Here is a 13,175-nt window from a genome sequence, read left to right as displayed (position 1 = left end):
TCGTTACACGACCAGCCTGATCGACCGTTTTTTCAGGCATCAGATCCTTTCATTTGCAATTCTATGTTGAGTGATTTTTGGTGACTTTAATGTCCAGTATGAAAGTTATATTTATAATAGTTAGCAGCTTTTTAAGCTTCTCATATTCTGCTGCATCGCAATCTTCAGAGTTTAAAGTTTGTAGCTCTGGAAGTGATGTTTTCACGGCGAATGGAGAAAAAGTAGATCTGGCAAGTCTTTTGGGGCTCCATGTCAGCGCGGGAGCGCACGGAGGTGTTTGTCAGATCGAAGCCATCGAAGGACTGGTCTGGTGGCGGGACGGTAATCTGACGGCGGTTAAACCGGCCGATACAAGTGGCTGGATGCCATACAAAGTAGCATTTAGTTTTCTTATGTCACCCGGGGTCGATAAAAAAGCTGAAATACGTGGTTTTTTGCGTCGGCCTGATTGGGATGGAATCACTTTGAATTTGGCCCAATACCCAAGACTACAAATAAGGTTGAATCCGCAAAATCATCCGAGTCAACCTGCCGGATTTGAAGGCGTTTTTGTCATGGAAGATTTTAGAGGTGAAGATGGCAGGCGTAAGCTAATATATTGCTCAGTTGCAGCGACGTCACTTGCAGCAGGCAAGGGGAAAGGTGTCAAAAATTTAACTGCTTTAGAGTTGACTGCTCGTGATTTTTCTCAAGATTACGATTTGTGCGAAATGGATCTATTGGATTTTTCGCTCCATAACGGAGCTGGACGTATAACGTTTTCTATAGAATTGTTGCGCTCAGCAACAATTGTTCTGCCTGCCATATTTGATTATATCGAAAAAGCGTCCCCGAAAAAAGGAGTCTGACTGTGGCTTATATTTTTACAGCTGAAGAGCAAAATGTAATAAAAAATGCACTCAAGGAAAGTGATGGCCTCATTTTGATAGAAGGGGCGTCGCAGTATCGGTATAACGAACTTGGTGGAAATGCTGTTCCTGTTTATACAGCGATTTATGAAATATTAACTGCAAGGATGACAGATCCGCATATTAGTCAAGCGGATCTAGAGAGTATAAAAAGTGCCAGGCTCTGGCTTTCGGTGGCAATTGAGGCAAACGGCGGGGAGGGCTTTTATTCGGACATTATAAGAAGTTATACCATAAGACAGGGAGAGCTGAGGCTAGGTAGAACTTTCACGGATGAGGAAATTCAGGCGTCGTCCAATGTTGTGGCTCGAAACGTCGTTAACGGCTTGATCAATGGTTCACCCAGAGATGCCTTAGCTGCGTGGTCTGTCCCGACTATTTCACAGATTGCAGCTTTGGACGCAGCAGCAATCGGCGAGCAATTATTCGAAGCGTCACTAGGCACTCAAGATACGGCTACCAGCCAAAATTCAGCATGGTCAGGTACTATAGGTTTCTCGCTTCTTGGTGGTGAGAGCCCCTACGAGACCTGGCGTTTAATAACATCTGGGGATCCAGACAGCACAAATCCAGGCACGCATCAAACTGCGACTGTAAATAGATTGGATGATTTCAAAAATATTTTATATGCCATAGATTCCTATCGGTATGCAAGTTTGAAAGCGGTAGCCGGTACCCTCACTTCAATCCCTCAGAATGAATTGGCCGATAGGCTAGTATCATTTGTACCGAAGCAAATCGCTATCGCCTTGGCTAGCGGTAACTACATTCCACTTATCCAATATGTCGTCAAGGATACACCGATCTCTGGTTCAGTCCAAGCTATATTAAACTATGGCACTGACAAATTTTTATCTATGATAGCCTCTGTGTATACCGGCAGTTTTGTCAGAGAAGGTAGCGATTTCACAAAGGATGCATATAGTTTTTTTTCTACCATCGCATTGGAAAAAAATCAGAATACGGTCGTTAAGTTAATAACTGACTATGATGATTGGCAAACGTTAGCACAAAGCAATAGCGATACCGGGATGGCAATTCGAAACTCGCTAAAGTACTTCAGTCCGGTCGTCATCGAAGATGCGACGCTACAAAACGGTCGAGGGCTAGATCTTTATTCGGAGGCGGAAGGGACTGGCACGATCACCGAGAGCTGGCTTAACGACCGAGCTGAGATGCTGAAAAGACTTCTAGGCAAATACAATGATTTGCCATCTGACTTCAAGCTTCAAGAGTTTTCTTATACAGACATGGAGTCACAGTATCAAGCCACTATGACAGTCGGTGTCGGTAATCCCCTAGTTATATTTGGTGGTAGTTCGCCATCTAGCTTTGCGGGCGCAAGTAAGGGTGATCATTTATATGGCGGTGCAGCCAACGATATAATTGACGGCCAGGCTGGAGATGATTACATAGAAGGCGGAAGTGGTGACGACACTCTTACAGGTGGTGTCGGTTCAGATACCTTGTTTGGTATGTCTGGAAATGATCGGCTCAACGGGGAGGCTGGACAGGATGATCTAAACGGTGGTGCTGGTAATGATGCGTATATTTTTAAAGATGGTGACGGAGTAGATGTAGTTAGGGATGTCGATCTTAATGGCGTTTTGAATATTAATGGGCTAAATAGTTTTTTAGCTTTTGAAACTTTTCCCGAAAGTAACATCTGGGCGACTGAAGACAAAAAGTATCAATTTAGTCTTGAGGCGGGCGAAGGTAATACCAAAGACTTGTCTATAATGTATTTTGGTGGGCAAGTTCAGATTAAGAATTTCCAAAAGGGGGCATTTGGGATCACTTTAAAGGATTACGAGGCAATCCCGGGAGTTGTCCTTCCCTCCGAGAACCCTATAATTTATGGCGACCTTCAACCTGCAGATCCGGATACACCAGACTTGGACGCATGGGGCAATCTGATTACAATTCCCGACGCCTTGGATCCTGATAGTGACGATATAATCTACGACATGCCGGGCAATACATCGATCTATAGCCTGGGTGGTGACGACATCATCATAGGCAAGCAAGGCGGCGACGACCTATATGACGGCGGCAACGGGCATGACTATATCGTCGCCGATTCGGGGGAGGACATTATCATTGGTGGTGCGGACAGCGACATTTTGTTTGGGGGGGCGGATAACGATTTCTTGACCGGTGACACCGTCATGACCCTCGACGCTTCTCTTAAAGAGATCGAGCCCTTGAACGTTCGAGGTGACTACATAGACGGCGGGGATGGGGACGATATTATTATTGGTAGCGCGGCTAACGACATGTTAAACGGAGGGCGAGGATCTGATGTACTCTCTGGAGGGGCGGGTAACGACATTATTGTCGCCAGCGGTTCCAATGACCGCGGTGGTGATGGAGTTGAGCGCTTCCTGGGTGCAGTAGGCTTCGATTGGACGACTAGTATCTCTGGCCCATTCTCTGTTACACAAACCCAAGGTTGGGCAGAGGACGCCAACGAGATAGCGGATGAAGATCCGCTCTCGATAGATACCATTTATGGTGGTGCCGGTGACGATCTAATCTACGGCGGCATTGGGGTCGACATTCTAGACGGCGGAGCGGATGATGATTTCATTATCGGCAACGGCGGTGACAATATAATTGACGGTGGCACCGGCAATGACACCATCTATGCCGACAGCGCCTACGTGCAAGGCGATAAGGGTCAGTATAGCAGAATCGTAGGCAATGACTTTCTGAATGGCGGTGATGGCGATGACATCGTTGTCGGAGGGACGGGCGATGACCGTATATTCGGCGGTAACGGTGACGATTCTCTTTTTGGCGATTATTCAGAGAGCAACGGATCTTCCGATATTTTCAATGGTATCAACTATATTAGTGGCGGATCGGGTAACGACACTCTTCAAGGCGGTGGCGGCGTTGACAGCCTTTATGGTGATGATGGTGATGACAGTCTTTCCGGCGACTTAGCGCAAGGTCCGCAGGGCGACGACTATCTTGAGGGCGGCGCAGGCGACGACAGAATTGTAGGCGTTGGCGGCAATGATAAGATATATGGCGGTACCGGTAATGACACTATCAACGGAGACGCTACCAATCTAGACCCTCTCCTAACTGGCGATGACTGGATTGATGCTGGCGAAGGTGATGACTATGTGCTGGGGGGCGGTGGCAACGACACTCTATACGGAGGTGATGGTAACGATAAGCTCACCGGTGATGACATCGGGCTGACGCCGGCTTATGAGGGTGCGGATTATATCGACGGCGGTGCAGGTGATGACGCTATCCTAGGTCAAGGGGGCGACGATACCCTTCTTGGCGGCAGCGGTGCCGACTCTATAGATGCCGGGAGTGGCGATAACTACATTGAGGGTGGTATCGGCGATGACCTCATGTGGGCAGGTGCTGGCAACGATATTTACAATTTCTCCCTTGGGGATGGCACTGACTTTATCCGCGACGACGGCGGGAAAAATAAATTTTACTTGGCCAGTACTTTCACTCCGGATTCAGTAGGAATCACGAAAACTACCGAAGATTATCTCCGGCTTAGCTTCGGCGGCGATGTCCTTTATTTCGATAAATATCAAGCGCTCTACGGATCCAGCTTTTATTTCGGCGATGGTACGGTATTGGCGTTCTCCGAGTTGATGCGGCTAATGAAGGTGCCGCTGAATTTCAGCGCCAGCGACGCAGTGCCTACGGCGATAGGTGGGGCAGAGGCGGACGATATCACCGCAACCTCTGCAGATAATACGCTGGCGGGGAACCAAGGCAATGACACGCTCAGAGGTTTATTCGGCAACGATATGTATCTGTACAGTGCAGGGGACGGGGACGATACGATTATTGACTCGCGCTTGAACGAAGACGGCACCGTTGCCCGGAACGTAATTAAGTTTTCCAGTGACGTACAGGAAAGCTCGCTTTCTTTTGATGTAGCTTACAAGCCAGACGGCTCTGAGAGTCTCAGGGTCAGTTATCCTGGCGGATCGATCACTATTACTGACGGATTTTTTGGTGCGATTGCTGCCTTTGAGTTTGCTGACGGCTCTGAACTCAGCTTTATCGATGCAATAGCAGCGATACCTGGCCTGCAGCTTGTTCAATCCTCGGCTCTGGGCGGGTTGATGTATGGCAGTGATAATGCGGATCAACTATACGGCGGCTTCGGTGCGGACACGGTGTACGGCAGAAGCGGGGACGATCAAATCCGTGGTGCGGACGGCAATGACGAACTCTATGGAGAGAGCGGTAATGACAGGCTCAACGGTGATTCCGGCAATGATATGCTTGATGGTGGGGATGGCGATGATCAGCTGATCGGTGGTATCGGGGACGACTTACTGCATGGCGGTGCCGGCAACGATACGTTAATTGGAGGCGCAGGCAATGATACCCTCGAAGGTGGCGACGGTACCGACACGTATGTCTTCAGTGTGGGAATGCAGCAAGATCTTCTAATTGATACCGGCGCCGAAAAAGATACGATCAAAATCGATTCGTTAGTGGATCTTCAGGACTTGAAGGCGTCGCGGCAGGGAACGGATCTCTTGATCCAGACAACTGATGGCAAAGACTCGCTTGCTATCAAGGGATACTACGACAATCCTGACAAATGGAAGGTGAGCATAGCTGATGGCGTTCCATTTTCGGTTGGAGAGCTGATAGCAAATTTGGGAAATCTTCCTACCAGTGGTCTCGCCTACTATGCGCATGTTTTTGAGAGGGATTTGAAAAACGCTTTTCGGCAAAATATGGAAGGAAACGGCTATCAAATGGAAGCCGATGGAAAGTTTCATATTAGCCAGTACTCGTACTTTTCCAGTTCCGAACTATCGGCTTCTATAAGTATTCAGGCTGGCTCTTTGGCTGAGACGAAAACGGATACTAATCCGCAGTTACCTACCGGCTTGTCGGTAGTTTCAGAGCTGAATACTTCTTCCCTGAGTAAATATGTGCAACAGGCAGTCGGAACTGTTTCTATTCCTGACGGAGGGCTGGCGCCGCACCCGGTTTTTTATCCCGCTGGAACGAGTTTCGCATTCGACAATGAACATGTCGTAGTCGAAAAGTTGGACTCTGCCGGAAATGTTCAGGGGCACTTTGTTTATGAGACAACTCACACTACAGCAGTTGTTTACAGAGATTTTTCTACGTATGAGGAAAATCAGACGTATAGCTACAAAGTGGTTAAAGGTAATGACGATGGACAGTATATTAATGTGATGGCTGGAAATCAGTTCTATGGGGGCGATGGGAATGACACCATTATAGGTTTCACTGGGCCACTTTTTTCTGGTTCTAATTTGGGCGCATTTGAGTCGGGGGGGGCAGGAAATGACGTACTTGTTGGGAGTACTAGTAGCGACGTACTTGCCGGCGGTTCAGGTAACAACCTCCTTTGGGGCAAGCAGGGCGCTGATACCTATGTCGTGGATTCGGCAGCAGGAACGGACATAATTTCTGATTTTAGTACTCCGTGGTATGCCTACAGTAAAGAAATTTCAGGATGGTATGGGCTCGGCGAAAGCGACCTCTCTACTGATGTAGTTGCTCTTCCAGACGATGCTACTCTAGGTAATATCCAGGTCAGTTGGGGGCAGACACTTGCCGAAGGTGTGAACTACAGCGGTATCTATAGCAATGGCAGTGGTGGAATTGATCATAGGCCACAATGGGCATTAGGTTTGGGCATTGATGCGCTGATGATGTACACCACCTTGAACGTCACTTGGGGGAGTGGCAAAACTGTCAAGATCGTTATACCGCACGCTGACCAACCTTCGGGCGAAGGAATTGAAGTCATCCGGTTCGCAGACGGCACGGAGATGTCAGTGAGTGATCTTGCAAGTCGGTTCCAATTGGGAGAAGCACCTGATCCTTCAGTAGATGGTGCGGTTATTGATACGACAGGAGTTGTCTCGCCATTGACTGGCGAGCAGTTGTCAATAGCTGGCGGAGCCGGCGCAGATATTCTTCACGGCAAAGGCACGCTTCAGGGTTGGGCGGGCAATGACACGCTAACAGGTGGCGACGGAGATGACTCACTCGATGGTGGTCGAGGTGGCGATATTCTTTCAGGCGGAGCAGGTAACGATCTCATCTATGGCGGTGCTGGCAATGATCTGATGGATGGGGGGGCTGGGGACGACATTTATGCCTTCACCTCGCTCGAGGGATTGGACACTATTCGCTCAACGGGTGGGGGAGTTGACACGCTAATGGTCAGCTACCTTGGTTCGCTTGCTTCTACTGCCAATGGAAATGGAATCGGTCTTCCCGGGGTTGGTATGCCTGGGGTTAACATGCCCGTGGTTAACAGCCCAGCACCGCTCGGGTTTTATCGTCAGGGTAATGATCTTGTAATCGTAGACGTGTATGCGCCCCGCAATCAGATCCGGGTAGAAGGACAGTTCGCCTCGGATACGCCTGTAATCGCCGCTATCCGGGATCAATACGGAAACGAGCTAGCCGCTGCTGACATAGTTAGCCTTCTGTCCAAGACCCCAATTAACGTCCACGACAATCTTGTCGGTGATTATCTGGTTGGGGATAGCTCCCCCCTCATGTTCAGTAATGACCTGACCGCCCGGGATGGTAATACCTTGCTCTTCGGCGCAGGTGGGAATGATACTATTATGTCATTTCGCGGCTACACCCTCATGAACGGGGGCAGTGGTGACGACGCCTACGGGTTCTATGGCGGAAAAGGTGTGATAGAGGATAGCCAAGGTAGCGATATCGTTACCTTTGGCAACGGGTCGTCCATCGAAGATATCCGAAACAGGATGTTCAAATCCAATGACGACCTGTTAATTGATTTCGGTAATGCCGCGGGCGACACGCTCACCGTTAAAGGATTCTTTGCCAGCTCGGCTCATCAAGTTGAAAGCTTCCAGGATGCGCTTGGTAGCACACTTACCGCCAGCAATATCTTTGCATCGTTCGGCCTGCCTTTCCCCGCTCGAGATATGGACTTCGACGCTGTTATTCAGTCCAATGACGATACCAAAGCCAGCACCCAGGCCGACGGTAATGTCACGCACGTAAGCACTACGGTAGCAATGCATGAGATCAAGGGTACATCTGGCAAGGACAACCTTACAGGCACGGCTGCTGCGGACTTAATACTAGGCGGCGCCAGCAACGATATCCTTAATGGCGCAGGCGGCGACGATGTCATCGCGGGTGGCGCAGGCAAGGACACCCTTACCGGTGGCGACGGCGCGAATACCTTCCGATTCGATGCGGTGACTGACAGCTATCGTACCAGCACGGAGTCTTTCGGTGACCTGATCACCGACTTCAACGCCACCCGAGACACACTTGATCTGAGCGCCCTGAGCTTCACAGGCCTCGGCAATGGTTACAACGGTACGTTGGCTGTCGTTTACAACAGCAGCAACGACCGCACCTATGTCAAGAGCCTGGAAGTCGACACGAACGGCAACCGCTTTGAACTGGTATTAGTCGGCAACCTTGCAGGGAGCCTGACTACCGATAACTTCCTGTTTAAATATGTACAAGGTACTGACGCGGCGGACACCCTTACCGGTACCGCCTACAACGAGACCCTGTCCGGACTTGCTGGGGCCGACACTATCAACGGAGGTGCTGGTAATGACATCATTTACGGAGGCGCGGGCGCGGATACCCTTCTAGGCGGCGACGGCGCGGATACCTTCATGTACAACGCTGTGGATGACAGCTACCACAACTACTATGCGGGCGGCACTGCCCAAGGCGACAAGATTAACGATTTTAACGTGACCAACGACAAGATAGACTTGTCGGCGTTGGGCATCACCGGCTTGGGTTCGGGCTACAACAATACCGTGCAAGTGATGCTCAACAGCGCCGGCGACATCACCTACATCAAGAGCCGTAACTTGGACGCCAATGGCCGCCGCTTCGAAGTGGCAATAGATGGCAACCACCTTGCTAACCTGACCTCGGCTAACTTCGTTTTCGCCAGTGCTGCGGTGGGCACTACCATGCAAGGCACTGCAGGTAATGATGTGATGACAGGCACCGCAGGTAACGATGTGTTAATCGGCGGCGCAGGCCTGGACAAAATGACCGGAAGCAGCGGCGCGGACACTTTCCGTTTTGACAACCTCAGCGACAGCTATCGAACAGCAACCACCAGCTATAGCGACCAGATCCTGGACTTCAACGCCAAGGAAGACAAGATCGACGTGTCCGCATTGGGCTTCACGGCGCTGGGCGATGGGCATGTCAATACCCTATCCGTTGTTTACAACGCAAGTAACGACCGCACCTATATCAAAGACCTTGACGCGGATGTCAACGGCAACCGCTTTGAGGTAGCGTTGACCGGTAACCATTCTACCGACCTAACGGCAGCTAACTTCGTGTTCTTTAACAACACGCCAGACAGCACTGAAGGTCAAGGCGTAGGTATAGGTACATTAAGAGGCACCGGCCAAAATGACCTCATTCAAGCTTCTAATGGTGACGATGTACTGTTCGGCGTTGCGGGCGATGATCGTCTAGAAGGTGGTAATGGGAACGATATTTTGGTAGGTGGTTCAGGGAGAGACATCTTGATCGGCGGACGTGGTAATGATGTTTATCACTTCACCCAAGGGGATGGCCATGACACTATTGATAACCGTGGTGGCGGACACGACACTGTTGTGGTTGACGGCATGTCGATAGCCGATTTTTACCAGTCGTTCAGTCAAGCTGGGAGTGATCTCAGTATCTTGGGAGGTGCTGGTGAAGATTCAATCACCATCAGAAATTGGTTCTCAGGTGGTGATCAGATGGTTAGTACCTTTGAACTGGACGACGGTGCTGTCTCAGCTGAGCAGATTCTGCAAAAGCTCGGTGCAACTACTTCATTGGGCTACACTTCCCCCATTTACTCAGATTTGCCCGAAGAGCGAAAATTTGCAGCAGTATCAGACGACGCATCAATAGAGGCAGTAAGTTTGATGGGCTCTTCCAGTGACGATCTATTCATCGCTGGTCAAGGGGATGACTTTCTAGATGGTAAAGCTGGGAATGACTACTTAATTGGTGGTGATGGCAATGATGTATATGCCTTTGGCCGAAACTATGGCCAAGACACCATTGATAATCATTCGAATAGTTTAGGCGCCAGTGATGTGCTTGAGATCGACGTGAGTGATGTCAGAGAGTTGTGGTTCTCTCAATCCAAGGATGATCTGATTGTTAGTGTTTTAGGCTCTGACGATAATATTACCGTGAAAAACTGGTTCGATAGCCCTGCAAACCAACTTGCATCAATTGACGCCGGCGGGCATCAGTTTGATAATGGGCAAGTTGACAATTTGGTTAATGCTATGGCATCTTTTGGGGCGCCGGTAGGCGGGGATATTGCGTTAACACGTGAACAAAGAACATCTATTGATTACATGCTAGGCGTAAGTGGCGTAAGTGGCGTAAGTGGCGCAAGTGGTGTAAGTGGTGTAAGTGGTGGTGGAATGGTGAATTAAAAAAGCGACTACCGTGAGCGGATCGACCGCTCACGGTATACCAATATGTGACTATGTGGGGTCTCTTTATTTTGAACCATTTCACCCAAATTAATTATAACCACACAATGTGGGTTGTAAAGTTTGTTGCATCGACGCCCCTCCCCCCTGGCCAAGCAACTTATCTCTCGAAAACCAGTGTCAGACGGCAGGCCAATCCAAGTAACACAGCCCCAAGTAGTAGATGAAGGCGTTTGGCAATCTAGGCATTGGTAGCCAGCTTGATCCCTGTTTTACTCGCCAGCAGAATCATCGAATCGTTCACGAGTAAACCAATGAAGTTCAAGATGGTCGCGAACATGAGCATTTGAGCGACCATCGAACCTTTCGAACGATCAAGAAACTGTGGAAGTAGCGCCAAAACGAAGAGTGCTATTTTGAGGTTTATTAGATTGGTCGCTACGCCTTGCCAAAAATACGCAGCAAAGTAGTTAATGTGAGGGCACCATAGGCTAATTTCGATGGTGCGCTAGAGGTGAAAGCTTTCCAAGCAAGAAATGGTAGATAAGCAGCTCCCGCAGATCGCACAGCGTCGGGAATATTGATCAACAGTTGTGAGAGGCCCAAGGCCGCAGCCAGTGTGTGACAGTAAGTGCCGCCTGAATTTCTGCCAGAAAAACCCGATGCCTTTCCTTGGCTAAAGCTCTGGGAGGCAATCAATAACATCTTTAGGCCAGGCGTTAAGGTGAGCGCAAGACAAGCACCTGCGAAAATTCCTTCTACGGATATATCTATCATTAACGTCCATTCCATGGGGCAAGTATGGCGGTATATACGAGTCATCGTATTTTACGAGATTTGGTCGTTTGAGGGGATTACTTAGGGTTTTGACGGAAGGAAAGGCGGGGATACGATCCAGCTGATTGGGTATTCATCCACTCATATGGTGTCCGCTGCTTGGGAGATGAATTCGACCATCGAGCAGTTCAACAGAGATTTGCTACGCCAGAATAATAAAATCGATCAGCCAGCCCTGCAATCAATCAAATAGCCTCTGCTACCCCCTTTGCTCAGGCTGGCAAGGTCGTGGCTTTGGTCTAACGAGGTTCTCAACTGCTAAGAATGGCTGCCGGGGATGCTGCAGCATCTGGCTACAGACGAGCAATAGAATTAGTAAGGCATTTTAAATATTTTCCCCAACGGCGGCGCGCGCCAGCTAAAACCCAAGCGCGTGCCATCCGGCGATCAGCTATCAGTCGTTGATTTGCGCTCAAAAATATAGAGTACCTCGTCTGGCCGAGCACTGAGCGTCTTGTCATTTGTCGGTATGAGAAATCCATTCGCAATAACGTGCGTTCACGTTGTAACGGCCATAAAGCAAGACCTGTGCCGCTCGACTCACGTCAACTCACTTTCATCGTCAGTATTATCGCTCCTGACTCGCCATCTAAAACGCAGCCTGTCATCATGATCCATCACGCAAAGCCCTGACCAGATAGCAATCCAAAATTGAGCAGTCACAAGGAAGGGCAGCGCCATAAAGCCACCAAAGGTTCTTAAGATTGGACGGCTGAATGACCTAGGGTTCGATTTCTTAGCATATGGTGAATAAATTCGTACTCTCGGCATCCCGAAGCCAAGACGCCAGTACATGGCAAGCTCACCCTTCGCAAATTTTATGGCGTTGCAGTTCCACCAGCAGTCCCATTTCCGCCTTCAGTCATCGTTCATTATCCAGTTATGAGTGAGGTAGGCTCGGACAGAGTTTCTTGGGAACGACTGCTGATTGTTCCAGGGTTTCACTACACAGTTGAGTAATTGATACTCCTCCACCGAGAAGTGTATTCCTTCGTCGGGCCAATCTAAAAATCTCTGGACTGGAATGTTATTCAAGTTCCAGATCATAGGCGATCGGTCTACGTCGTAGGCCGATATTTTGTCTTGATACCGAAGCCCTGCGCCTGATGCCTCAAAATACAGATCGACTGTTTCCAGACGGCTGCCAGTGGAGCGGATAGCGAAGCGGGAAACTTGCGGCTTAGGGTCGGTGGGCTGCGCGAGTCTTACGGAGTACTCAAGGTGCTCACCAAGCGTCTGCCATCGCGCCCCAAGACGATGGCGTGCATTCCACTTTCGATGCGATTGCAGATATATTTTCTGCAACATAAGCTTAGTAATGCAACCCCAAGTCCACTTCATTGCTTTTACAATAAAATTGATAGGTATGGGTATATTCAAGCTGAACTCCATAGTTGGTGCTGATGGGCGTTGAAAGAGTAGGCCTATGGTCGTTCACAGGCCAGGGCGGGATATATATTACTAATACATGTGGACTAATCGAATGGCGTTTCCACTGCTGCATCAGCTTGGCGACGGTCGTTTTTTGAGGAAGTGCCACAGCCCCAGAATGTTGATTCTTTTGGTACGTAGCCATAAGTGTCCGGCAACCGGGCATTGCGGATGTTTCATATCGCGGTCGCGGTCGTCGACTCATAGCGGATACCCCCCCGGGTCGATAGGTCGCCTGGTTTGCATCCTTTTCGATACTCTTGGGCCAAATAACGAGCCATTTCCAATCTTTGGCTTTACCAGAGGCTTGGCCATGCGTGCTAGGCACGATGCTAGAAAAGGAATCATTTTTTTCAATTATATGCGACTCTAGAAGCTGAACATCTGAATGAGGATAGCGAGCAACTGCAACGTATCTCAGTCCTTTTGGAAGAGGGTTTTAAATCCCATAAAGCGGCTGGCATATCGAAGGCTGGAAAGCTTGATGCTACGGTCAGGTAGTAGGTTCCTAAGTCGATAATGGCACCTC

Annotated in this window: 4 protein-coding genes; 2 read left to right on the top strand and 2 right to left on the bottom strand. The window is 49.4% G+C overall.

What is annotated here, in order from left to right; genetic code table 11:
- The first annotated feature begins 89 nt into the window (after positions 1-89).
- Both P406_RS29205 and P406_RS29890 read left to right on the top strand, forming a co-directional pair.
- Positions 90-848, top strand: a complete 759-nt coding sequence (locus tag P406_RS29205; RefSeq protein WP_144431114.1) for a hypothetical protein — start codon at positions 90-92, stop codon at positions 846-848.
- A gap of 2 nt (positions 849-850) precedes the next feature.
- Positions 851-10,378 (top strand): calcium-binding protein, encoded by a 9,528-nt coding sequence (locus P406_RS29890; RefSeq protein ID WP_052739354.1) that lies wholly within the window; start codon positions 851-853, stop codon positions 10,376-10,378.
- A 438-nt stretch (positions 10,379-10,816) separates the two neighbouring features.
- On the opposite strand, the gene P406_RS29885 is transcribed toward P406_RS29890, so the two are convergent.
- Together P406_RS29885 and P406_RS26880 are read right to left on the bottom strand one after the other, a co-directional pair.
- Positions 10,817-11,155, bottom strand: a complete 339-nt coding sequence (locus P406_RS29885; protein WP_235810431.1) for a hypothetical protein — start codon at positions 11,153-11,155, stop codon at positions 10,817-10,819.
- A gap of 918 nt (positions 11,156-12,073) precedes the next feature.
- Positions 12,074-12,595 (bottom strand): hypothetical protein, encoded by a 522-nt coding sequence (locus P406_RS26880; protein WP_144431147.1) that lies wholly within the window; start codon positions 12,593-12,595, stop codon positions 12,074-12,076.
- Positions 12,596-13,175 lie beyond the last annotated feature (580 nt).

The sequence above is a fragment of the Pseudomonas syringae pv. coryli str. NCPPB 4273 genome, assembly GCF_000972175.1.
Classification (GTDB): Bacteria; Pseudomonadota; Gammaproteobacteria; order Pseudomonadales; family Pseudomonadaceae; genus Aquipseudomonas; species Aquipseudomonas syringae.
The sequence above is the reverse complement of the archived record's forward strand: the minus strand, read 5'-3'. Positions and strand labels throughout refer to the sequence as shown.